The organism is Streptomyces sp. NPDC002156, from assembly GCF_053593675.1.
In genome coordinates, this window is the sequence record NZ_JBSFDA010000075.1 from 1 (window position 1) to 23,740 (window position 23,740).

General features: G+C 71.8%; 17 protein-coding genes and 3 pseudogenes. 9 read left to right on the top strand and 11 right to left on the bottom strand.

What is annotated here, in order from left to right; translation table 11 throughout:
• Positions 1-81: 81 nt before the first annotated feature.
• Positions 82-423 (bottom strand): annotated as a pseudogene (locus tag ACWCRB_RS27360) (alcohol dehydrogenase catalytic domain-containing protein); the annotation flags it as partial.
• Between the two features lie 104 nt (positions 424-527).
• Between ACWCRB_RS27360 and ACWCRB_RS27365 the strand changes: the two are divergent.
• The 5 genes from ACWCRB_RS27365 (at position 528) to ACWCRB_RS27385 (ending at position 5,691) form a co-directional block, all read left to right on the top strand.
• The gene (locus ACWCRB_RS27365; protein ID WP_450998571.1) at positions 528-1,328 is read left to right on the top strand and encodes a VOC family protein; all 801 of its coding nucleotides are present in this window, start codon (positions 528-530) and stop codon (positions 1,326-1,328) included.
• 45 nt (positions 1,329-1,373) lie between these two features.
• Positions 1,374-2,081: a ribonuclease H family protein gene (locus ACWCRB_RS27370; RefSeq protein WP_450998572.1), complete on the top strand. Its 708-nt coding sequence runs from the start codon at positions 1,374-1,376 to the stop codon at positions 2,079-2,081.
• A gap of 151 nt (positions 2,082-2,232) precedes the next feature.
• Positions 2,233-3,474, top strand: a complete 1,242-nt coding sequence (locus tag ACWCRB_RS27375) for an FAD-dependent monooxygenase (protein ID WP_450998573.1) — start codon at positions 2,233-2,235, stop codon at positions 3,472-3,474.
• 106 nt (positions 3,475-3,580) lie between these two features.
• Positions 3,581-5,080, top strand: a complete 1,500-nt coding sequence (locus ACWCRB_RS27380; RefSeq protein WP_450998574.1) for an MFS transporter — start codon at positions 3,581-3,583, stop codon at positions 5,078-5,080.
• Positions 5,077-5,691 (top strand): TetR/AcrR family transcriptional regulator, encoded by a 615-nt coding sequence (locus ACWCRB_RS27385; protein ID WP_450998575.1) that lies wholly within the window; start codon positions 5,077-5,079, stop codon positions 5,689-5,691. Before ACWCRB_RS27380 ends, ACWCRB_RS27385 begins: the two co-directional genes overlap by 4 nt.
• A 7-nt stretch (positions 5,692-5,698) precedes the next feature.
• Here the strand turns inward: ACWCRB_RS27385 and ACWCRB_RS27390 are convergent, their stop codons facing one another.
• Entirely contained in the window at positions 5,699-7,396 is a 1,698-nt protein-coding gene (locus ACWCRB_RS27390; protein ID WP_450998576.1) for a cholesterol oxidase substrate-binding domain-containing protein, read from the bottom strand.
• Positions 7,397-7,511: 115 nt separating this feature from the next.
• Here ACWCRB_RS27390 and ACWCRB_RS27395 point away from each other — a divergent pair, with 115 nt between their 5' ends.
• Positions 7,512-8,495 (top strand): aldo/keto reductase, encoded by a 984-nt coding sequence (locus ACWCRB_RS27395; protein WP_450998577.1) that lies wholly within the window; start codon positions 7,512-7,514, stop codon positions 8,493-8,495.
• 18 nt (positions 8,496-8,513) lie between these two features.
• On the opposite strand, the gene ACWCRB_RS27400 is transcribed toward ACWCRB_RS27395, so the two are convergent.
• Positions 8,514-8,861 carry a hypothetical protein gene (locus tag ACWCRB_RS27400; RefSeq protein ID WP_389356523.1) on the bottom strand — a complete coding sequence of 116 codons (348 nt, stop codon included), beginning with the start codon at positions 8,859-8,861 and terminating at the stop codon, positions 8,514-8,516.
• 152 nt (positions 8,862-9,013) lie between these two features.
• On the opposite strand from ACWCRB_RS27400, the gene ACWCRB_RS27405 reads away from it, so the two are divergent.
• On the top strand, positions 9,014-9,514 hold the full coding sequence (locus ACWCRB_RS27405) for a DUF6328 family protein (protein ID WP_369031189.1): 501 nt from the start codon (positions 9,014-9,016) through the stop codon (positions 9,512-9,514).
• Here ACWCRB_RS27405 and ACWCRB_RS27410 read toward each other — a convergent pair.
• The 4 genes from ACWCRB_RS27410 to ACWCRB_RS27425 all read right to left on the bottom strand — a co-directional run bounded on the left by ACWCRB_RS27410 (position 9,499) and on the right by ACWCRB_RS27425 (position 14,146).
• Complete coding sequence (locus ACWCRB_RS27410) at positions 9,499-10,170, bottom strand: DUF2238 domain-containing protein (RefSeq protein ID WP_450998578.1); 672 nt, start codon at positions 10,168-10,170, stop codon at positions 9,499-9,501. The genes ACWCRB_RS27405 and ACWCRB_RS27410 overlap by 16 nt on opposite strands.
• 92 nt (positions 10,171-10,262) lie before the next feature.
• Positions 10,263-11,405, bottom strand: coding sequence for a hypothetical protein (locus tag ACWCRB_RS27415; protein WP_450998579.1), 1,143 nt, complete (start codon positions 11,403-11,405; stop codon positions 10,263-10,265).
• Between the two features lie 169 nt (positions 11,406-11,574).
• On the bottom strand, positions 11,575-13,254 hold the full coding sequence (locus ACWCRB_RS27420; RefSeq protein ID WP_450998601.1) for a protein kinase domain-containing protein: 1,680 nt from the start codon (positions 13,252-13,254) through the stop codon (positions 11,575-11,577).
• A 214-nt stretch (positions 13,255-13,468) separates the two neighbouring features.
• A complete protein-coding gene (locus ACWCRB_RS27425; RefSeq protein WP_450998580.1) occupies positions 13,469-14,146 on the bottom strand; it encodes an AIM24 family protein in 678 nt (225 codons plus the stop codon).
• A gap of 180 nt (positions 14,147-14,326) precedes the next feature.
• Here ACWCRB_RS27425 and ACWCRB_RS27430 point away from each other — a divergent pair, with 180 nt between their 5' ends.
• Positions 14,327-15,142: an SAM-dependent methyltransferase gene (locus ACWCRB_RS27430; protein ID WP_450998581.1), complete on the top strand. Its 816-nt coding sequence runs from the start codon at positions 14,327-14,329 to the stop codon at positions 15,140-15,142.
• Positions 15,143-15,167: 25 nt separating this feature from the next.
• On the opposite strand, the pseudogene ACWCRB_RS27435 reads toward ACWCRB_RS27430, so the two are convergent.
• The 3 genes and pseudogenes from ACWCRB_RS27435 to ACWCRB_RS27445 form a co-directional block, all read right to left on the bottom strand.
• A pseudogene (locus ACWCRB_RS27435) lies at positions 15,168-16,031 on the bottom strand (CAP domain-containing protein); the annotation flags it as partial.
• Positions 16,032-16,502: 471 nt separating this feature from the next.
• Positions 16,503-17,000 (bottom strand): annotated as a pseudogene (locus tag ACWCRB_RS27440) (TerD family protein); the annotation flags it as partial.
• A 113-nt stretch (positions 17,001-17,113) separates the two neighbouring features.
• The gene (locus ACWCRB_RS27445) at positions 17,114-19,243 is read right to left on the bottom strand and encodes an alpha-galactosidase (RefSeq protein ID WP_450998582.1); all 2,130 of its coding nucleotides are present in this window, start codon (positions 19,241-19,243) and stop codon (positions 17,114-17,116) included.
• A gap of 157 nt (positions 19,244-19,400) precedes the next feature.
• On the opposite strand from ACWCRB_RS27445, the gene ACWCRB_RS27450 reads away from it, so the two are divergent.
• Positions 19,401-20,582, top strand: coding sequence for an ROK family protein (locus ACWCRB_RS27450; protein WP_450998602.1), 1,182 nt, complete (start codon positions 19,401-19,403; stop codon positions 20,580-20,582).
• A gap of 21 nt (positions 20,583-20,603) precedes the next feature.
• Here ACWCRB_RS27450 and ACWCRB_RS27455 read toward each other — a convergent pair whose 3' ends face one another.
• Positions 20,604-23,603, bottom strand: a complete 3,000-nt coding sequence (locus ACWCRB_RS27455) for a helix-turn-helix transcriptional regulator (protein ID WP_450998583.1) — start codon at positions 23,601-23,603, stop codon at positions 20,604-20,606.
• Positions 23,604-23,740 lie beyond the last annotated feature (137 nt).

The following is a 23,740-nucleotide window of genomic DNA, read 5'->3' on the forward strand; positions in this document are numbered from 1 at the left end:
CGCATCAGCGTGCTCTTCGCGATGCTCCGCGACGGCACCTTCTACGAACACCGAACCCCCCGCCTCGCTTGACGAAAGACATAGAGGCACCCCCCGCCGGCAGTGGACGCAGGTACCGTCCGTGCGACGCAGCCAGGCCACACCCACCCGGTCACCGAGCGCGAAACCGCGCACGGCCGGTCCGGCCCCGGCCACCACGCCCACCACCTCGTGCCCGGGCGTCACCCCGGGCCGGTGCACGGGCAGATCCCCCTCGGCGACATGCAGATCGGTCCGGCACACCCCGCACGCGCGCACACGCACCAGCAGTTCGTCGGCGCCGGGCACCGGGACCGGCCTCTCGACCAGCCGCAACGGCCCCTGCCCGGGCCCCACCGGGCCGGGCCGCTCCACCGCCCACGCACGCATCGTCCCGTCGGCCATGCCTTCCAGTCTGTAACAGCCCGGGTCGCTCGGCGCGCGCCTCGGCCGAAGCCTGACTAGCGTGAGAATTCGGACCACCCGACGAGACCGGAGAGGCCGGAATCATGGCCGTGCAACCTGAGGGAACCCCCTGTTGGGCCGACGCGATGTTCAGCGATGTCGAGGGAGCCAAGAACTTCTACGGCGAGGTGCTGGGCTGGACCTTCGGCGAGTCGTCGTCGGAGTTCGGCAACTACACGCAGGCCTACGCCGACGGCAAGGCGGTCGCCGCCGTCGTCCCGCCCATGCCCGGGCAGGAAGGGCAGTCCGCGTGGTGTCTGTATATCGCCTCGCCGGACGCCGCCGCCACCGCCTCCAAGATCCGTGAGAACGGCGGCGAGCTGCTGATGGAGCCGATGCAGGTGGGCGAGTTCGGCACCATGTGCCTGGCCCGCGACCCCGGCGGCGTCGTCTTCGGCGTCTGGCAGGCCGGTACCCACGAAGGCTTCGAAGCGGGAGCGGAACAGGCCGGCGCCTATTGCTGGGCCGAGGTCTTCACACGCGAGGTGGAGAAGTCGGACACCTTCTTCCCGGCCGTCTTCGGCTACTCGGCGAAGCAGATGCAGGACGACGCCATCGACTTCCGTATGTACGACCTGGGCGAGAACACCGTCCTGGGCCGGATGCGGATGACGGACGACTTCCCGCCCCAGATGCCGCCGTACATCAACGTCTACTTCAGCGTCGCCAACTGCGACGACGCCGTCGCCACCGCCACCAAGCTCGGCGGAGTGCTGCGCTTCGGACCCATGGACAGCCCCTTCGGCCGGTTCGCCGCCCTGAGCGACCCGCAGGGCGCCAACTTCTCCATCATCGACCTGACGACGACGGCCGGTGAGATGCCCAAGTCGACGGACGTGGGCTGACGGAGGCACCCGACGGGGCGGCTGGGGGCCCGGTTCGCGCATGGCATGATCGAGCGCATGCGTGAACGAGTGGTGGCCGCCTGCGACGGGGCCTCGAAGGGAAATCCGGGACCGGCGGGCTGGGCCTGGGTGGTGGCCGACGGCTCGGAGAGCCCCGCTCGCTGGGAGGCCGGGCCGCTCGGCAGAGCCACGAACAACGTCGCCGAACTCACCGCTCTGGAACGCCTGTTGACGGCCGTCGCCCCGGACGTACCGCTGGAGATCCGCATGGACTCCCAGTACGCGATGAAGGCCGTCACCACCTGGCTGCCCGGCTGGAAGCGTAAGGGCTGGAAGACGTCCGCCGGCAAGCCGGTCGCCAACCAGGAACTCGTCGTCCGTATCGACGAACTCCTCGACGGCCGCTCCGTCGAGTTCCGCTACGTCCCCGCCCACCAGGTCGACGGTGACAAGCTCAACGACTTCGCCGACCGCGCCGCCAGCCAGGCCGCGATCGTCCAGCAGTCGGCAGGCAGCGACCTCGGCTCCCCGGAACCCCCGGCCTCGCCGGACACCCCACGCTCGACGCCCAAGAAGACGTCAGGCACGAAGACGTCCCGGCCGCGCAGCGCCAACTCCTCCAACAACCGCACCCTCAAGGCGAAGTTCCCGGGCCGCTGCGTCTGCGGCCGCGCCTACGCGGCAGGCGAAACGATCGCCAAGAACCCGCAGGGCTGGGGCCACCCGGAGTGCCGCACAGCAGAGGCCCCCTGAGGCGCCCCGCAGGGGCAGCCTCCCAGGGGCGCGGGGAACTGCGCGACCAGCCCCCACCGGCCCGCAGCCGACGAACCACACATTCCGCACCCCCACACCCTGCTACTCTCCGACGCGAACTGACCACCTTCTGTAATCGCTAGGGGTGTGTGTGAAGGTCGCCTGTGTCGGAGGCGGGCCCGCCGGCCTGTACCTCTCGATCCTGATGAAGCTCCAGGATCCGTCCCACGACATCACCGTGTACGAGCGCGACCCGGCGGGCTCGACCTACGGCTGGGGCGTCACCTACTGGCAGGGACTGCTCGACAAGCTCCACGAGCACGACCGCGACTCCGCGCGGGCCGTCGCCGACGCCTCGGTGTCCTGGAACCACGGAGTGGCCCACGTGGGCGACAGCGCGACCCGGCACCCCGGCGACGAGGGCTTCGGCATCGGCCGCCACAAGCTCCTCGACATCCTCGCCGACCGGGCCCGACAACTGGGCGTACGGCTGGAGTTCGAGCACGGCATCACCGACGCAGCCGAACTCGCCGACGCCGACCTCGTCGTGGCCGCCGACGGCGTCAACAGCGCGCTGCGCGAACAGCACTCCGAACACTTCGGCGCCGGGCTACGAGCCGGACGCAACCGGTACATCTGGCTCGGCACCACCAAAGTCTTCGACGCGTTCACCTTCGCCTTCAAGGAGACGGAGCACGGCTGGATCTGGTGCTACGGCTACGGCTACAGCCAGGACCACAGCACCTGCGTCGTCGAATGCTCCCCCGAGACCTGGACCGGCCTCGGCCTCGACCGGGCGAACGAGGCCGACGGTCTCGCCCAGTTGGAGAAGCTCTTCGCCGACGTGCTGGACGGCAACCCCCTGATCGGCCGTTCCGCCGCCGACGGCGCCGCCCAGTGGCTCAACTTCCGCACGCTCACCAACCGCACCTGGCAGCACGGCAACCTCGTCCTGCTCGGCGACGCCGCCCACACCACGCACTACTCCATCGGCGCCGGGACCACCCTCGCCCTGGAGGACGCCATCGCCTTGGCCGACGCCCTCCGCACGCACGCCGAACTCCCCACGGCCCTCACCGCGTACGAGAACCAGCGCAAGTCGGAACTGCTCTCCATCCAGAGCGCGGCCCGCTACAGCGCCCAGTGGTACGAGAACCTGCCGCGCTACATCCGGCTGCCCCCGGCCCGTATGTTCGCCCTGCTCGGCCAGCGTCACTCGCCGCTCCTGCCGTACGTGCCGCCCCAGCTGTACTACGGCATCGACCGGGCGGCGGGGCGCCTCGAAGCGCTGCGCCGGTTCAAGCGCTGGCTCGGGCCGAAGCTCGCCCGTACCGCGCAGAGCCGGGTGCTGGCCTCCCGTACCCGCGAAGAGGCCGAGATCTCCGGAAAATAGCCTGGTCACGGCCGCTGTTATTGGGTGAATGGCGATTCACCGCTATGGTGAATCGCCATTCACCCCATTTTTTTGTCGCGCAGAGCGGCCGGCCGCTGGAGTACCGATGGACCAGCCTGTCCCGACATCCGACCGGTCGTCCGGCCCGTCGGCCGCGCCTCCGCGGAGCCTGCGCGAGCGGATGACCGTTCCGGCGCTGGCGTTCGGCGGGATGCTCTACGCGGTCCAGCAGACCGTCGTCATCCCGCTCCTGCCCGATCTGCCCCGGCTGACCGGCGCCTCGCCCGGCGCGGTCTCCTGGATGGTGACCGCGACCCTGCTGTCCGGCGCCGTCCTCACCCCGGTACTGGGACGGGCCGGCGACATGTACGGCAAGCGGCGGGTGCTCATCGCGGGCCTCGGGCTGATGGTCGTCGGCTCGGTCATGTGCGCCCTGTCGTCGCACATCGGGGTGCTCATCACCGCCCGCGCCCTCCAGGGCGCCGCCTCCGCCGTCGTACCGCTCTCGATCAGCATCCTGCGCGACGAACTGCCGCCGGAGCGTACGGGGAGCGCGGTCGCGCTGATGAGCGCCACCGTCGGGATCGGCGCGGCCCTGGGGCTGCCGCTCGCCGCGCTGATCGTCCAGTACGCGGACTGGCACGTCATGTTCTGGGCCACCGCCGGGCTGGGCGCCTCGGGCGTGATGGCTGTGTGGTGGGCGGTGCGCGAGTCGCCCGTCCGGGAACCGGGGCGCTTCGACGTCGTGGGCGCGCTGGGGCTGGCCGTAGGGCTGGTGTGTCTGCTCCTCGGGATCGTCGAGGGCGGCGAGTGGGGCTGGAGCAGCCCGCGCATCCTGGGACTGTTCCTCGGCGCGGTCGGGGTGCTCGGCCTGTGGTGGTGGCAGCAACTGCGCGCCCGGGAGCCCCTGGTGGACCTGCGGCTGGTGGCCAGGCCCCGGGTCGGGCTGTCCCATGTCGCCGCCCTGCTGACCGGGTTCGCCTTCTACTCCAACTCCCTGGTCACGGCCCAGCTGGTGCAGGCGCCCGAGGCCACCGGGTACGGGCTCGGCCTGTCCATCGTCGAGACGGGCCTCGTCCTGCTGCCCGGCGGCATTGTCATGCTGGTGTTCTCGCCCGTCTCCGCCCGCGTCTCGACGACGTACGGGCCGCGCGTCACCCTGGTCATCGGCACGGCGGTCATCGCGCTCGGCTACGTCGTGCGCATCGCGGACAGCCGCGACCTGTGGATGATCATCGTGGGCGCCTCGGTCGTCGGTCTGGGCACCACCTTCGCGTACTCGGCCCTGCCCACGCTGATCCTGCGGGCCGTACCGCCCGGCCAGACCGCCTCCGCCAACGGCGTCAACGTCCTCATGCGCACGGTCGGCCAGGCCATGTGCAGTGCCGCGGTCGTCGCCGTGCTGGTACGCCACACAAGCCCGGTCGCCGGTACGCCGGTGCCCACCCTGCACGGCTATCTGCTGGCGTTCGGGATGGCGGGCGTCGTCGCCCTGCTGGCCTGCACGGCGGCCCTCACCATCCCCGGCGACCCGGTCACCGGCGGCCCCCGGCGCGCCCGTGGCCGCACCAAGGGAGTCCGGGACGGGGCGATGGAGGGAGCATGAGTGCCGTGCGTACCCCACCGACGACCGACACCGGCACTGAATCCTCATCCTCCCCGGGGGCGACCCCGCGCAGGGACGCGGAACAGACGAAGGCCGCCATCCTGCGCGCCGCCCGTCATCTCCTCGCCCGCTACGCCCAAGCGGACATCACGCTCAAGGCGGTCGCCGAACGCGCCGGTGTCAGCCCGCCGTTGATCCTCAAGTACTTCGGCAACAAGGACGCCCTCTTCACCCGAGTGATGTCCTTCGACCAGGACGCCGAAGCCCTGCTGGACGCCCCCCTCGACGGCCTCGGCCGCCACATGGTCCGCCTGCTCCTCACCGGCCAGTCCGAGCGCGGCGTCGACCCCGTCCTGCGGATCGTCTTCGCCCCCCTCCAGGGCGACCGCGGCGACATCATGCGCGCCAACTTCCGCACCCAGGTGAGCGAGCGCCTCGCCGCCCGCCTCACCGGCCCCGAACCGGGCCTGCGCGCCGAACTGGCCGTCGGCACGCTGCTCGGCCTGGGAGTCATGTACGGCATCGCCCGGGGAACGCATCTGCGGGAGGCAACGATCGACGACATCGTGGACCGGTACGCGCCCACCGTGCAGGCCCTGCTGACCCCTTGACGGAGCGTCAGCGCAACAGCCGGTCGAGGAACGCGTTCCCGAACACCCGGTGCGGGTCGAGCCGGTCCAGGGTCCCGACGGCCTGCTGCCACACGCCGTCCCCGTAGGAGGCAGGTACGGCCGTCCCGATGACCTCCTCGTCGCTCCACGCAGCCGTGTCCGTGTACCCCCACCCCTTCGACCACTCGACCCTGGTCAGCGCGTGCCCGCCGTCGTACGTCCCGAGCAGGAACTGTTCGAGTTCGCGGAAGAACGCCTCCGCGTACGGAGTCCCGGGCAGCGTCAGGACGTCCAGCCAGACGGCGGTGTCCCACTCGGGGTGCCCGTCGACGGGGCGCAGCGCGGACAGCAGCGGGGCCCGGGCGCCGGCCGAGTCGGTGTCGCCCGGCCGGTCGAGGCCGGTGGCGCGGATCTCGACGGTGCCGTTGACCGGGAAGCGGCCCAGGGCGGCGTACGCGGCGAGGCGTTCCCGGTAGAACGCGGTGAACTCGGCGATCACGCGCTGCACTTGGTCCCGGCTGGTCAGCACCGCGTAGCCGTTCGCGGTCACTCGGAGAGTCGTCGGCTTGACGTACAGCAGCGTGTTCTTCGACGGCCCCCAGATGTCCGCCGACAGCGTCGCCACCAGCCCGAGCGCGGCCACGTCCAGCTGTGCGTTGCCGAGGACCGGCGCGAGATACCAGGCACCGTCGGCCAGGATCCGCCCGACGAGGTCCGCCACCAGGGTCGGGACGTTGTCGGAGAAGGGGTAGTTGTACGGCGACGACACGCGCCGTGAGGTGAGCGGTCTGGTCGGGGCGACGCTCCACACCTTCAGCCACGGGAACTCGGTGAAGGCGAACCAGATCGTCTCCACCCGCCCGGCCTCGTCGAGGAAGCTCGCGAAGGTACGCGCGCCGGAGTCGCCGCCGGGTGCCGCGAACAGCTCGGACGCCGGAATGTCCGTACGGCTGACGCAGCGCAGGTTCGCGTTGGCCCCCACCCGCAGCACGACCTCGACGACCAGGGACCGGCCGAGGTGGGTGAGGAGCGCCGCACAGTCCGCCTCGTCGCGGTCGAACGTCCGCAGGACATAGGCGTCGGCGTCCTCGTCCCACACCACCGCCGTCAGCGACAGCACCAGGTTGCTGAGCGAGCCATACGTGTGACCGGGCTGCCGGGCCTCCCCGTCGGCCGGTACGGCGGTGCCGTGGGCGTCGACGGCCAGCGCGCCGCCCAGGGTCAGGTCGCCGGGCGCGGGCGCGGCGGTGACCCCGAGTCCGTGCTGCTCCAGGTGGGTGAGCAGGGCCTCCAGGGTGATCCCGGTGCCGGCGCGTACGGCGGCGGGGCCGGTCGACTCCAGGGCGATCCCGGTGAGATGGGGAGCGGTGTCGATCAGGAGCACGGGTGCGTCGGACTCCGTACCGTCGGTGATCGTCAGCGGCGACCAGCCGTGCGCGGAGCCCCGGGCACGGACCGTCCAGCCGTGCTGCCAGGCCCAGTTGACGACGTCGACCACCTGGCCGGGGTCGGCCGGCGCGCATGCCCACAGGCCGTCGGCGGTGATCTCGCCGACCCAGTTGCGATAGCCGGAGCGGTAGGGGGTGACTTCCGCCGGGAAGTCGGGCAGCTCGGCGGCGGCGACGGCCGGATCGGCCGCGATCGCCACGAGGGCGAGGGAGGCCGCGCCGAGGAGGAAGCCCCGGCGTGCCAGGTGATCAGTCATCCGGTCACGCTAAAGGGTGACCGGAACGAGTTAGTTGCCGCTTTCATCAATTCACTCGTGTGGGTGACGTCTGGCCCTGTCCGCAGGCAGGCCGGACGGATGACAGACTGACGCCATGGACGAGCGTGTAATCGGTAGGTCGGGTCAGCGGGTGTCGGTCATCGGCCTCGGAACGTGGCAGTTGGGTGCCGACTGGGGCGACGTGGAGGACAAGGACGCCCTCGCGGTGCTGGACGCGGCGGTCGAGTCGGGAGTGACCTTCTTCGACACCGCCGACGTGTACGGCGACGGGCGCAGCGAACAGACCATCGCCACCTTCCTGCGCGGCAGGCCCGAGCTGGACATCCTGGTCGCGACGAAGATGGGCCGCCGGGTCGACCAGATCCCCGAGAACTACGTCCTCGACAACTTCCGCGCCTGGAACGACCGTTCGCGGCGCAACCTCGGCGTCGACCGGATCGACCTGGTCCAGCTGCACTGCCCGCCGACCCCGGTCTACTCCTCCGACGAGGTCTTCGACGCCCTGGACACCCTGGTCGACGAGGGGCGCATCGCGCGGTACGGCGTCAGCGTCGAGACCTGCGAGGAGGCGCTCACCGCGATCGCCCGCCCGGGCGTGACCAGCGTGCAGATCATCCTCAACGCGTTCCGCATGAAGCCCCTCGCCGAGGTGCTCCCGGCCGCCGAGAAGGCGGGCGTCGGCATCATCGCCCGGGTCCCGCTCGCCTCGGGCCTGCTGTCGGGCAAGTACACCAAGGACACGGTGTTCCCCGAGAACGACCACCGCACCTACAACCGGCACGGCGAGTCCTTCGACCAGGGCGAGACCTTCTCCGGCGTCGACTACGCGACCGGCGTCGAGGCGGCGGCCGAGTTCTCCGCCCTCGCCCCGGAGGGGTACACCCCGGCCCAGCTGGCGCTGCGCTGGATCCTTCAGCAGCCGGGTGTGACCACGGTGATCCCGGGCGCCCGCTCGGCCGAGCAGGCCCTCGCCAACGCGGCGACCGCCGCCCTGCCGCCGCTGTCGCAGGAGACGCTCACCGCGATCCAGGACCTCTACGACCGCCGGATCAAGGCGCAGGTGGAGAGCCGCTGGTAGCAGGCGGACGTATGCGTGTCACGGCTCCAGGAGCAGCTGCCGTTGCTGCTCCTGGTCGCCGGAGACGCTGCCCCGGTCGTGGGCGGTGAACGTACCGGTGAGGGTGGCGCCCGCGCAGCGGACGGCCTCGGGCGTGCCCTGCACGGTGACCGTCACGGGCGCCGACAGCGGCTCGTGCTTCGGATGACCGGGCGCGTGCGACTCCGTACCGACCGTGAACGCGGCCGTGTGCACCGTGGAGTGCCCGTCGTCGTCCCCCGGGAACTCGTCCGCCGGTCCGAAGGCCGACTCCAGGGCCCGTACGACCGTCTGCGCGTCGGCGGCGTTGCCGCCGCTGACCGTGAGGGTGAGCTGTGTTCCGGACATGGCCGGACCTCCTCCACTGTGGCCACCGTGGTGCACCTCGGGTAACCATCCAGCCGATCATCCAAACCGCCCGGCCGGGATCTGATCGAACCGCGCTCGACGGGGCACTCGGAGCCGAGAGACACGTCAGGACGCGGATGCCGGGAGGAACCATGTCGGACACCGACGGTGAGGGCGGCACGCTCGACCGGGGGCGGGAAGAGACCGAGGAGGAGCGCGCCGACCGCAGGTGGGGCGAGCTGATCCAGGAGGTCCGGGTGGCCCAGACGGGTGTGCAGATCCTGTTCGGCTTCCTGCTGACCGTCGTGTTCACCCCGCGCTACGAGCAACTGGGCGACACGGAGCACACGATCTACATCGTCACCGTCGTCCTGGGCGCCGCCGCCACCGGCGCCCTGATCGGACCGGTCGCCCTGCACCGGATCGTCTCCGGCCGCCAGGTGAAACCCGAGGCCGTGCAATGGGCCTCACGGCTGACCCTCGCCGGTCTGGTGCTGTTGTTCGCGACGATGATCTCCGCGCTGCTGCTGGTCCTCCGGGTGGCCACCCACAACGACTTCGTGCCCTGGCTGGTCGCGGGCGTCGTCGTCTGGTACCTGGCCTGCTGGGTCGCGGTGCCGATGTGGACGCGCCACCGCTACACCGAGGACTGAGCACGCACCGCCGCGAGCTGCCGGTCGTGGACGCGGCTCAGCACGAGCAGCGAGACGGTCGCCCCGATCAGCGCGCAGAACATGTCCCACTGCGTGTCCCACACATCGCCCTGCGTGGCCAGGAAGTCGTCGGCCGCGGCGCCGCCGATCACCGCCGCAGCCCACTCGAACATCTCGAACACCGCGCTGAAGGCGAGACAGGCGCACACGGTCAGCGGCGCGAGCCAGCGGCTGCCGCGCAGCGGTGACGTACGGCTCAGCAGCTCCCGTACGAGAATCGCCGGCACGAAGCCCTGCATGAGGTGGCCGAGCCGGTCGTACGGATTGCGGTCGAGGCCGAACGTGTCGCGCGCCCAGTCGCCGAGCGGAACCTGCGCGTAGGTGTAGTGGCCGCCGACCATCAGGACGAGCGCGTGCAGGGCGAGCAGACAGCACAGCAGGTTCGTGAGCGGGAAGCGCCGCCAGGTCAGGACGATCAAGGGCAGTCCGGCCAGGATCCAGACCGTCTCCAGGAACCAGGTCATCAGGTCGTGCGGCTGCCACACCGACACCGCGAGTCCGACGGCCACCAGCCCGGCGAGCAGCACGGGAAGGTGCCGTCGCGGGGCGCCGGTGGCCGCCGGGAGGGTGGGGGAGAGGGTGTCGACTGCGGGCATCGGGACGCTCCTTGTGGTGGGAGCATCATCGTGGGGGAGCGGCCCGGTCCCGGGCATGAGTACGAGTACTCAGCCCGGAGCGCCCCAAGTCCCTACGCGGGTGCGGTGCGTGACGCGCGCAGCGCCGAGATGCACGAGGAGATGGCCTCCTGGAGTTCCTCCAGTTGCTGGACCATGTCGTCCTCGGCGAACTCCTCGACGTCGTCGAAGGTCAGTTCCTCGAACGCCTTCGTCGCCTTCGACAGGCTGCTGTAGAACTTCGTCCGCCGTTCCTGGACACGCAGTTCGGGGTCGGCCTCGACGGCCTCGACGACGAGGCTCTTGAGGGTGTCGTAGGCCTCGCTCGCCCACTCGCCGGTGTCCTCGTCCTCGTCCAGCTCGTCGAGGAGGGAGAGGTGACGCTCCGCCTCCTGGCGCAGGTCGACGGGCGCGTCGATGGTCTGCCCGGCGGGCGTCTTGACCTGGCCGGACTCGGCGATCTGGCGGACGTATCCGACCCGGTCGGCCGAGCGGGACTCGGTCGCGACGGCCTTCTTCAGGTCGTCGGTGCGGACGATGTCGCGCGCCAGCTCGGCCTGGAGATCCGGGTCCTCCTTGATCCGGTCGAGCAGGGCGTGCCGGGCGGCGCGGGCCGTCGAGGGGTCCGCCATGATCGCGGCCCGCAGCGCGGTCGGGTTCTCCGCGACCTCCAGCGCCTTCGTCGGCCGGATGCCCTCGGCCTCGGCGGCCTCCGTGATGGCGGTGCCGCGCTCCGAACCGGCGCTGGAACGTGAGCTGTAGTACGTGAGCCACAGGTCGTAGCCCGGGAGTTCGACGTCCTGGCCCGGCGCCAGTGCCTCGAAGTGCGGGACGACACCGTCGTCGGCGGCCTTGTCCCAGGCCTTGTAGTAGCGCATGACCCGCTCGGGCGAGCAGTCGGCGAGCCCGGCGAACTCCTTGGCGGAGACCTTCGGCGTCTCCCCGGCGGACTCACCGCCGGGCCGCACGCTGCGCGCCACCTTCAGCCCGAAGGTCCAGCCCCCGGTCCGCGCGTAGGCCCCGAACTCCTGCGCGTCACGCGCCACGAGCGGAGACACGTCGAGGTCGACGGAGGCCTCGGAGGAAACGTTGTCGGGCTCGGCGGCCGGCTCCGACCAGTCGGACCCGTCGAACTCCTCGGACACGGGGGACACCTCCGGTGTCTCGGACGGCTCGGGCATCTCCGATGCTTCGGACGGGGCGATCGCTACGGTCACAGGTGACTCTCCCGGGCAAGGCTGGACGGACTGCGAAGGTGCAGACAGGCAGCCTATATGCGCTCATTGACGCTGCTTCGGCAGACCGGGCCCGACCCGGATCCCGGCCTGTCACCGGGCTCGCACACCCGGTGGTCGACACGTGTCCCCAGCCATGGCTGAACGCGGCTCACTCTCTGAAGGTCCGCAGGAAGGTGTTCAGCGCCTGCCGGTTGGCGGTGTCGTTCCAGTCGGCGGCGGGTGTCGTCCAGCGCAGCGAGTAGCCCGTGTTCTGGCCGGTGAGGAAGCCCCGGCCGAACGTACGGATCCGGATGCCCTCGAAGTCGGACGTCCACTCCATGTCGGCGGCGCTCCGGCCACGATAGTTCGTCGCCCGGATCTCGCCGATTCGCTGGAAGCCGATGCCCGCCGCGATCAGACCGGGCTGGACGTCGTCGCGCCACACGGCGACCGGGTCGGCCCGGAGCGCCTCGCTGTAGGTGACGGTCAGCGTGCGCGGGTCGTCGTCGGCGCCGAACACGATGCGATAGGCGATGTTGCCGGGGGAGATGTCCTCGCTCAGCCGCTTCCAGCCCTGGGGAAGCGCGACGGAGAACCCCTCCGGGGCGTTGTACACCCGGAACCCGGCGGGCAGCGCGTTGGCGTCGGTGGCGGGGCCCGAGGCGGTGGGCGTGGGCGAGGGCTCGGGGGACGTGGCCGGGGCCGACGGCGACGGTGAGACCGCTCCTGAGGCGGTGGCGCTCGGCTCGGGGGGCTGCTCGGGGAGGGCGGTGTTCCCGCCGGCGGAGGAGGCCGACGGGGCCGGGGCGGCGACCGAGGGGCTGGTGTCCGTGCCGGACGCGGAGACATTGAGGCCGGGCAGGTTGTCCGTCGTGGCGAGGACCGCGACGGTGACCGTGACGGCGGCCAGGGCCGTACCGGCGACGGCGAGCTTGTTCGTGCCGCGTCTGTTCCAGGTCCGGCCGGCCCGCCGCGCGGCACCGGCACAGGCGCCGCGCAGCCGGGCGGAGGGCATCGGCTCGTCCGAGGTGTCGGGGTCCTCCCTGATGACCCGGACCAGGGCGTCCCGCACCACCGGAGCGGTCAGCCGTTCCCGGGCGTTCTTGCGCAGCAGCCCCGTGATGGCCTGGGTGAGGGGACCGGAACGCACCGGGCTGCGCAGCGGCAGCCGGTCGACCGCCTTGAGCGTGGCGTCGGGCCGACCCCGGTCACGGAACGGCGGCCGCCCCTCGGCCATCGCGTAGAGGATCGCGCCGAGCGCCCACAGGTCGGCCGACGGCTCGGCGCGCGCCCCGTGGGCCTGCTCGGGCGAGGCGTACGCGGGTGCGCCGACCCGGGACGCGGAGGTGGCGCCGGCCAGGCCGAAGCCGGTCACCACGACCGGGCCCTGGTCCCGCACGAACACCTGGCCGGGGCTGAGTTCGCCGTGCACGATGCCCTCGCGGTGCGCCGCGTCCAGCACGTCGAGCACTTCGAGCGTGATGCGCGCCGCCCGTACGTAGTTGAACGTGCCCTGCCGCTCCAGGAGTTCGCTGAGCGGCGTGCCGTCGATCCACTCGGCGACCGTCCACAGCGTGCCGAACTCCTCGACCACGTCGATCACGGCGCCCACCCGCCCGGGCAGCACCAGCCCGAGGATCTCGGACGCGCGCATCACCCGGGCGATGGTCCGGCGGGCGGTCTGCTCCCGGGGATCGGGCGGGAGTTGGATCTGGGTCAGGACGACCGGGCGCTCGGATGCGGTGTCCTCGCCGTACCAGGAGACCCGGTTCGTTTCGCGATGGACGACATCGAGGAGTCGGTACCTGCCGGCCACCAACTCGTGTGTGGAGACGTGCGCCTTGACCATGGCCATCCCTCGCTGAACCCCTGGCTCTCACCTTTCCCACAGGTACGACGGGTGCGACGGGGTGTGTTCAATTATTCGGCAACTCCTGGGCCCGATTCCCCTTTTATTCATCTGCGCCGAGCACGTGTGCGAAGAATTGGGTGAATTCACTGGACCTGAGGTGTCGGCCTGTACACGATCTCGCCACGTGATCTCCCGCACAGCCCCGCCGTCGTCAGTGCTGCTGGGGTTTCTGCGGGGTCGCCTCGCTCGGGCGTACGACGACGAACCCCTCGCCCTGGAGCATCAGTTGGGCGGCCTCGCCGGAACCGCCGCGGATCATCGAGCCGAAGGACTGCGAACGGTGCAGCGACGTCTGGAGGCCGGCCGACCAGCCGACGACGGCGTCCGTGTCGACGTACACCGGATACTGCGGCGAGACCGGGATCACCAGCGGACTGCCCTCGCAGACCAGGCCGAGCTTCCCCTGCCCGGTGAAGACACTGTTGAACAGGCCCCCGCCGCTGATCCCCGCCCCCTTCACGGTCTTGATCTCGTACGTCAGCGACGCGTCGAAGCACAGCACGTTGCGGCCGTTGACCGTGAAGACGTCACCCGGGTCGATCTCGACGATGAAACAGCTCTGCGCCTCGTGCGCGAACCACGCCTCGCCCTGCCCGCGCACCGCCATCAGGGGCAGCCCCTCACCCGTGACGGCACGCTTCAGCATGCCGCCGACGCCCTGCCCCTTGCGCTCGAACTGGAGGTTGCCGCGGAAGGCGATCATCGCGCCCTGGCGGGCCAACATCTCCCCGTTGACCGCGTACTTGATGGACTTGGCGTTCTCGACGGTCATCCCGGGCGCTGTGGCCGGCTGGACCATGTACTGACTGGAAAAGAGGTCACCCTTCATGGGGGCATCGTGTCCCGCAGGGTGCCGTTCCGCCAGGAGAACGCGCGGAACGGAGAGAATCCGGGGGAGTGACGCGGCCGGAAGCGCCCCCTTGCGCATCGGACGACCCCCTGTCAGCAGGGTGGTGACGCTACGTTGTAGGGCAGGGCCAACTACGTTCCGCCACAAGGAGGTTGCCCGGTGACGCAGGACTCGTCCGCCCTCGGCACACAGACGCCGGAGAAGATCGACACCACGGTGCCGCACTCCGCCCGGATCTGGAACTACTGGCTCGGCGGCAAGGACAACTACCCGGTCGACCACGAGGCGGGCGACGCCTTCCGGGAGATCTTCCCCGGCATCACCGACCTCGCCAGTGACTCCCGCGCCTTCCTCGGCCGGGCCGTGCGCCATCTGGCGGGCGAGGTCGGGATAAGGCAGTTTCTGGACATCGGCACGGGCCTGCCCACGGCGGACAACACCCACGAGATCGCCCAGCGGGTCGCCCCCGACGCCCGCATCGTCTACGTGGACAACGACCCCCTGGTCCTCACCCATGCCGCGGCCCTGCTCACCAGCGCGCCCGAGGGCGTGACCGGCTACATCGACGCCGATCTGCACGACCCGGACGCCGTACTCCGGGAAGCGGCACGGACCTTGGACCTCAGCCGGCCGGTGGCGCTCACGCTGATGCAGGTCAGCGGGCACATCGCCGACTACGACGAGGCACGGGCCATCGTCCGCGCGCTGATGGACGCGCTGCCGCCGGGCAGTTGGTTCGCCTTCAACGACAGCGTGGACACCAACAAGGCCAACGTCGAGGCCACCCGGCTCTACAACGAGAGCGGAGCCGTGCCCTACTACCTGAGGAGCCCGCAGCAACTCGCCGGTTTCTTCGACGGGTTGGAACTGCTGGCCCCCGGTGTCGTCCCCATCACCGACTGGCGCCCCGATCCCGAGACGGCACGTGGGGTGGGGGACGTGATCGCACTGGGCGGCGTCGCGCGCAAACCGTAGGCAGGCGGAACCGCGGAGAAGACCTTCAGGCGCCGAAGAGCTGCGTCCAGTACGTGCCCGCCTTGCCGCCGCCCGCGAAACCGATGCCTATGTGCGTGAACTCTCGCTTGAGGATGTTGGCGCGGTGGCCGGGGCTGTTCATCCAGCCCTCCACGACCTCGGCGGGGGAGCGCTGCCCGCACGCGATGTTCTCGCCGATCGTGCGCCGCGTGGACCCCGCGGCGGCGGCCCGGTCCCAAGGCTGGCTGCCGTCGGGCCCGGTGTGGGAGTAGAACGCGCGGACCACCATGTCCGTACTGTGCGCCTGCGCGGCCCGGGTGAGCAGGGCGTCGGTGGCCAGCGGCGGCAGCCCGGCCCGGGCCCGCTCCCGGTTGGTGAGGTCCGTGACCTCGGCGGCCGTCCGGTCCAGGTCCCCGGGCAGGAGGGGCCGGGCCCAGAGCGCGGTCCAGTACGTGTCCCCCGTACGGGACCCGGTGACGTACGCCAGGCCGACCTGGGTGAACGCCGGGTCGTGCAGGGTCCGCCGGGCCTGTTCCGTGCGCAGGCAGTAGTCGACGAACTCCTCGGGCGTACGCGGCCCGGAGACCAGGTGCTCGCCGACGGTCAGATACGTGTATCCGGCGGCCGTGACGCGTTGGTGGACGGAGGTGCCGTCCCGGCTCTCGGTGCCGAGGCGGCCGGCCGAGGCCATGTCGGCGGCGTGCGCCTGAGCGGCGGCGCGGAGCCGCTCGTCGAGGGAGACGGGCGGCGAACCGGCGGCGGCACGGGCGGAGTTGACGAGGGTGAGGAAGTCGTCGGCGGGGGAGAGCGAACCCGGTCGTGCGGCGAAGGCGCCCGGGGACACCGACCCGGGGCGCGCACCGGCGGCAGGCGCGGCGGCCGGTGACGGGGTGCCCGTCGACCGGGACCGGCGAGAGGCCGCCGCCTCCGACAGGCGCGAGGCGGCCCCCGACAACCGCGAGGCCGCGTCGGACCAGCGGGATGGCGTACGCGGGGGCACACCTGCTGCCGGGAGCGGTGAGCCCGACCCGGCCGGCCCAGATCCGGCCGTGCCCGACCCGACCGAACCGGATCCGGTTATGCCCGACCCGGCCGGCCCAGATCCGGCCGTGCCCGACCCGACCGAGCCGGATCCGGTTATGCCCGACCCGGCCGGCCCAGATCCGGCCGTGCCCGACCCGACCGAACCGGATCCGGTTATGCCCGACCTGGCTGACCCAGACCCGACCGAGCCAGACCTGACCGACCCATTTCCGGCCATGCCCGACCCGACCGAGCCGGATCCAGCTGCGCCCGCCCCAGCCGTGCCCGACCCGGCCGACCCAGGCCCGGCCATGCCCGCCCCAGCCATGCCTGATCCGGCAGAGGCCGAAGGCCCGTCGTCCGCGACATCCACCCCGAAGTCCCGGGCCAGGCCCGCCAGCCCGTCCGCGTATCCCTGCCCCAGCGCGCGCAGCTTCCAGCCGGTGCCCCGCCGATACAACTCCGCCAGCAGCAGCACCGTCTCCTGGCGCGGGCGCGGCGGTGTGAACCGGGCCAGCGGGCGACCCCCGGGGCCGGAGACATTGAGCGTCGGCGCGGGCAGTCCCCCCAGCGCCGTACCGGGGTGGGCGGCGCTGACGACCACCGTGACGCGTGTCGCGCCTGGGCGCAGGCCCGCCGGGTCGACGGTGAGGGTGTCGCCGTGCAGCCGGGCTCCCGGTGCCGTCGGCTGGTTGTAGAACACGAAGTCGGCGTCGCCGCCGACCTTGCCGCCGTCGTCCGTCACCAGCGCGCTGACATCGAACGGGCCCGGCACCCGGAGCGTGAGGGTGCCGCCCGGCAGGGGCGTGTTGCCCCCGGGGACCAACTCGCTCATCGCGCCTGCCCTGGGGTCGTCGTTCGTGCCCCATAGGGGCCTTGCCCCTATAACGCCCGGCCAGGGCGCCGCAGTTCCCCGGCCGACGACAGCCGACCGGGGAAAGCGGGCGGCTACGACTCCTCGACGCGCACCAGATGAACGGCCGTGCTGGACCAGTCGCCGGGCGCGAGATCGAGCCGCATCCCGTACTCGCTCAGCACGTTCGCGTGGTGCACGGCACCCGTGTGCGCGTCCCGGTACCGGGCGCCGGGCGTCAGCCCCCGCAACCGCACCGGAATCCGCGGCAGACCGTGCCGAGGCCCGTACCGGAAGCCCAGCACCAACGCCTCGGCCGCGTCCTCACCGACGTACTCCACCACCGTCGGCTCCTCACCGAGCGGCCCCGACAGCCGGTACAGCTCCCCGTGCTGCACGACATGCCGCACCTTCTTGTACTCGGCCACCAGCGCCGCGCCCTCCGCCAGCTCCTCCTCGGACCAGCGCGTCAGATCACCGCCGATCCCGAGCAGCCCGCACATCGCCGCGTGGAAGCGGAACCGCAGCGGCACCGAACGCGCCGTGAGCTGATTGGGCACGTCGGTCACCCACGCCGACATGGCACGCGCCGGATACACCTGCCCGAACCCGTGCTGGATCACCAGCCGGTCCACGGCGTCCGTGTTGTCGGACGTCCACGCCTGATCCGTACGGGACAGGATGCCGAGGTCGACCCGGCCACCACCGCCACTGCACGTCTCCACCCGCAGCCCGGGATGGTCGGCGCGCAGCCGGTCGATGACGCCGTACAGATTCGCCACGTACCGCGTCCACAGCCGGTCGTTGCCGTCCCGCTGCTCCGGCCAGCCCGACTCGCCGAACGCCCGGTTCATGTCCCACTTGAGGAAGTCGACCCCGTGGTCCCCGACCAGGCGGGTCAGCCAGCCGTACGCCCACTCGGCCACCTCGTCCCGCGCGAAGTTCAGGACGAGCTGGTTGCGCATCTCGGTACGCGCCCGCCCGGGTACGTGCACTACCCAGTCCGGGTGTTCGCGGTACAGCGCGCTGTCCGGATTGACCATCTCCGGCTCGACCCAGATCCCGAACCGCATCCCGAGGCGGTGCACGGCGTCGGCCAGCGGCCCGAGCCCCTCGGGGAAGCGCTCCGGAGTCGGCGTCCAGTCGCCAAGACCCGCGCGGTCGCTGCGCCGCGCCCCGAACCAGCCGTCGTCCACGACATACAGCTCCACCCCGAGTACGGCGGCCCGCTCGGCCAGCGCCTTCTGGCTCGCCTCGTCGACGTCGAAGCCGGTGGCCTCCCACGAGTTGTAGAGCACCGGCGCCGACTCCCGCGCCCGGGGCAGCACATGGGTCGTCGTGTACGTGTGCCAGGCACGGCTCGCCGCCCCGAACCCGCCGTCCGTGCACAGCCCGGCGAACACCGGCGTGGCGAACTCCTCACCCGGCGCGAGGGGTACCGACGTCCCCTCGTGGCCGACGCCTCCGGTGAAGCCGGCCAGCCCGTCGGGGGTCCGCTGGGCCGTGATCCGCCAACTCCCGCTCCAGGCGAGGGCCGCGCTCCACACCCGGCCGTGCTCCTCGCTCGCCTCGCCCGAGTCGAGCATCACCCAGGGGTTGGCGTGGTGGCTGGTGATACCGCGCCGACTGGTCAGCACCGTCTCGCCGAACGGCAGGGCGTCGCGCCGGAGTTGGCTCTCGGCCGACCACTGGCCGGTGACATGGCTGAGCCGATAGCCGGGGAGCGGCGGCAGCGTCCAGGCGGCGGAGTCGGCACGCAGCAGGTCGAGGTGCTCGTCACCGGCGTTGCGGATCACGGTCCGGCGCTCGATGACGTCCGTGTCGGCGCGGACCGCGTAGTGCAGTGCGACATGCAGGGGATAGCGGCGATCGCGGAACTCCAGCACCAACTCGCTCGCCCCGGAAGCCGGTTCGAGGACCTGGTGGCCGGTCGGCACCCACTCGAAGCCACGGGAGGAGTCCGCGTACCGGACCTGGAGCGAGGGCGGGCCGTAGCGGGTGCCGCCGTCGACGGGGAGCTCCTCGCCCACCGGAGGCCGCCCCTCGAAACTGCTCGCCGTCTCGACCGCCGGAACGATGAGCGCGCCCGCCTCCGGCAGGGTGAGCCGCGGACCCCACGCGAGATGACAGGGCGCGCCGGTCTCGTCGATCCGCAGCGCGTACGACGTGCTCGGGGTGGTCAGCAGCCAGACCCCGGTGTCCGGGTCGTGGGAGATCAGCGGCATGGTGCCTCACGTTCGCGTGACCATCGATCATGTGTCAATGGGGTGCTGGTTTCGGTCTTTCGCAAGTCTAGGGGCGGTCACAGTGGTACTTCATTCCATCCCTGCTTCTTTCATTGACAGCGGAAAATAAGCGACCTAGGTTCCGGCCATGCCCTCGATGTCCTCGACACCCTCGACCTTCGGTGCCGAGGTGTTTCCGGCCCATACGCCCGCCGCCTCGCAGATCTTCACCACAGTCCTGTCCCACGGCCCGCTCACCCGCGCCGACATCGCCCGGCGCGCGGGGCTGTCCGCCGCCGCCGTCACGAAGGCGGTCCGCCCGCTGATCGAGGCCGGCTATCTGGTCGAGGACGCGGACGACGAGGTACGTCCTGTCGTGGGGCGGCCCGCGAGCCTTGTCCGCGTCGACGGCGGGCGAGCGCTGTTCATCGGCATCAAGATCACCGGCGACGAGATCTTCGGCGTCCTCACCGACCTGTGCTGCCGGATCCGCGTCGCCCGGCACCTTCCCCTGCCCGCCCGTGCGCCCAAGGCGGTGCTGGCCTCGGTCGCCGAGCTGGTACGGGAGTTGCTCACCGAGGCGGACGGCTTCGGTGTGCCGGTGCTGGGCTGTGGCATCGCCGTCGCCGGAGAGGTCGACCGCGTCGAAGGGGCCGTACGCTACTCGCCGTTCCTGGAGTGGCGTGACGTGCCGCTCGCCGAACTCGCCGCCATGACCACGGGGCTGCCCGTCACGGTCGACAACGACGTACGTGCGCTCACCGGCGCCGAGCAGTGGTTCGGCGCAGGCGTGGGACTGTCCGACTTCGCCGTGGTGACCGTCGGCGCGGGCATCGGCTGCGGGCTCGTGGTCCACGGTCGTGTGGTCGCGGGGGCGCACTCGGTGGCCGGCGAGATCGGGCATGTCACCATCGATTCGGCCGGCCCGGCCTGCCACTGCGGCAAGCGGGGCTGCCTGCAGGCGTACGCGGGGGACGCGGAGATCGTCGCCAGGGTCCGGGAGATCACGGGCACCTCGATCACCGACAGCGCCGAGGCCGTCGCCCTCGCCCACGCCGGCCACCCGGGAGCACGGGAGGTGTACGCGCGGGCCGGGGAGGCGATCGGGCGGGGCATCGCCACCGTGGCCAACCTGCTCGGCCCCGAGCGGGTGATCATCTCCGGTGAGGGGCTGGCCGCGTACGACCTGTTCGCCGAGCAGATCCGCGACGCGTTCACCGCCGCCGCCTTCGGCTCCGCCGCCCGCTGCGACCTGGTGACCCGGCCGCTGCCCTTCGAGGAGTGGGCGCGCGGGGCGGCGGCGACGGCGATCCGGTCCTTCATCCGGGCGGATCAATAGCAGCAGGTCAGGACTTCGGGGTCAGTCCGAACCCGGCGTCGGCTCCGCCCTCGTCCCTGCCTCCCCGCCCGCCGGGATCAGCCCCTCCCGATAGGCGACCGCCACCGCCTCACCCCGGCTCGCGACGCCCAGCTTGGCCAGGATGTTGGAGACGTGGACACTGGCCGTCTTGCCGCTGATGAACAGTTCCTCGCCGATCCGACGGTTGCTGCGGCCGAGGGCGAGCAGCCGCAGGACCTCCTGCTCACGGGCGGTGAGAGGCGTCGAGGCGGTGCGGAGAGCCTGGGTGGGGGAGGGGGCCGTGGTTCCGCTGCGTCCGATCAGGGCGTCCAGCGCCTGGAGCAGGGGCGCGGCGCCCAGCCGTACCGCCGTCTCGCGTGCCGTCCGGGCCTGTGCGGCAGCCTCCTCGCGGCGGCCGTCCGCCAGCAGGGCCTCGGCGAACCGCCTTCTGCAGCGCGCCTGTTCGTACACCTCACCGAAGCCGAACGCGGTGACCGCCCGCTCCCACGCCTCGACCTCAGGACCGGCCGTCGCCCGGGCCCACTCCGCCTCCGCACGGGCCAGCCACGCCAGTCCTTCCGGGCCCTGCGGGGTGCCGTCCCGGCCGCTCAGGGCCTGGGACCGGGCCAGCTCCAGCAGCTCCGTCGCCGTGTCCGTCCAGCGGGTCGTCCCCGCCTCGTCACCGGACCCGCGCAGCCGTACGGCCGTGTCGGCGACGGCGGCCAGGGCGAGGGCGGCTAGCCGGACCGCCACTTCCGGGCGCGCCCCGGCGTCGTCGGTGAGGGCCTTCACCGTGTTGTGCACGCGCTCCACGGCCGCCTCCGGGGCCCCTGCCATGGCGGCTGCGTCCGTGAGCACGACGCCCGCGACCATGGTCGACATCCAGTCGAACGGGCCGTCGAGCAGGGCCCGGGCGCGGTCGGCGGCGCCCAGGTCGCCGCGGGCCAGTGCTACGTACAGCGAAGGCCCCGACACATAGCCGGTGGCCGCGGGGAGCACCTCGGTGTCGGCCGTCGCCGCGCGGACGCACTCGTCCCAGCGGCCCAGGGTGTACAGCACCAAGGACTGGAGGTAGCGCATCTCCCGGGGGTAGGGCGAGGAGAGGAGGCCCGCGCGACGGGCCCGGTCCAGGCCCTCGGAGAGCCACGGCAGGCACTCGTCCAGCATCCCTGACTCGTAGTAGCCGATCGCGAGACTGAACAGCGCGCGCATCTCCACCGGCGAACTGCCCGCCCGCCGGGCCAGTTCACGGGCCTCCCGGAGCCGCTCGCGGCCCTGGGGTGTGCGGCGGCCCCCGGCTTCGAGACCCGCCACGGAGATCAGGAGATCGGCCTGCGCGTCCAGGACCTGAAGCTCCTCGGCGACCGAGAGGGCCTGGCGGGCCACCCGCAGCGCGGTGTCGTTGTCGCCCATCTGCCGTGCCGCCATGACATGGGTGGCCGCCGCCCACACCCATGTCCGCGACGGAGGATCGGCCGGGATCATGGCCAGCGCCTCGCTGCTGTACGCGAACGCCGCCGCAAGATGGTCGACGTTCATGAGGTTGTCGGCGAGTGTGTAGCGGACGCGGGCCGCGAGTTCGGCGTCCGTGTCCTGGCCGACCCCGGCGAGCGCGGCCCGGGTGAGCGACACCGCGCGGTGCGACTCCCCGGCGTGCGCCGCCGCGGCGGACGCCCGCAGCATCAGCGTCACCGTGTCCAGGCCCTCGCCCTTCGGGCGTGCGCCCGCCTCCACCGCCGGCCACATGTCGAGGGCGGCCTCCAGATGCCGCAGCTCCTCCGCGGGCGCGCCCACGCAGTCGGCGTGCTCGGCGGCCTCCAGCGACGCGGTGAGCGCCTCGGCCAGGTCGTGGCTCTCCCGATAGTGATGGGCGCGCTCCGCCGCACTCTCGGCAGGACGGCCCCGCCCGGACAGCAGCCGAGCGAACGCCCCGTGCAGCCGCGACCGCTCGCCCGGCAGCAGATCCGCGTAGACGGCCTCGCGGGCCAGCGCGTGCCGGAAGGAGTACGTGTCGCCCTCACCGGAAACGAGCAGCTGCCGTTCCACCGCCTCGCGCAGCGCCGACTCCAGCTCGTCCTCCGGCAGTTGGACGGCATCGCTCAGCAGATCGTGCTCGACCCGCCGCCCGGCGACGGCGGCCGTCCGCAGCACCTGCTGGGCGGTGTCGGACAGTTGCTCGAAGCGGATGAGGAGGACGTCGGCGAGCCCGCTGGGTACGCCGCCCGACTCCGCGTCGGTGGCGGCGAGCAGCTCCTCCGCGTAGAAGGCGTTGCCCTCGGCACGCTCGACGATCCGCCGCACGGTCGTGTCGGACAGCGGCCCCTCGCCCAGGGCACGCACCAGCCGGGCCACCTCGGCGTCACCCATCGGCCGCAGCTCCAGCCGCTCCACGGCGGGCAGCCGCACCAGCTCCGCGAGGAGCGGGCGCAGCGGATGCCGGCGATGGAGATCGTCCGCGCGGTACGACGCGAACACCGCGAGCCGATGCCCCGGCGCCCCGCCCGTGGGCCCCTGGAGCACGCCCCGGCTGAGCAGGAACCGCAGCAGATCCCGGGACGACTGGTCGGCCCAGTGCAGGTCCTCCAGCACGAGCAGCAGCGGAGCGACCTCGGTGACATCGGCCAGCAGCCCGGCCATGCCCTCGAACAGCCGCAGCCGCCCACCGGCGTCCCGCACCCCCTCCTCGGCCCCGCTCCCGAGCAGCCGCCCGACCACGGGATGCGCGGCAAGCGCCCCCGCGAACCGCTCGTCGGCGGCCAGCACCCCGAGAACCTCGGTGAACGGCAGATACGGCAGACCGACGTCACCGAGATCGACACAGTGCCCCGTGAGCACGGTCATCCCCCGCTCCGAGGCCTGCCCGGCGACCTCCGCGAGCACCCGAGTCTTGCCGACCCCGGCGTCCCCGGCGATGAGCACGGCCCGGGCCTCACGGACCCGGGCACGGTCCAGCACACCGGAGAGACGGGTCAACTCGTCGTCCCGGCCGATCAGAGGGGTATTGAACAGGTTCTGCGGCACGGCACCTATTCTGGCTCGTTCGCCTCCGGGGCGCTCAAGCCGGTGTCGAGAACCCGCTCGTGCTCGACCCTTCGGGCCGCTCCCCCCTTGGCTCGTTCGCCTCCGGGGCGCCTAAGCCGGTGTCGAGAACCCGATCG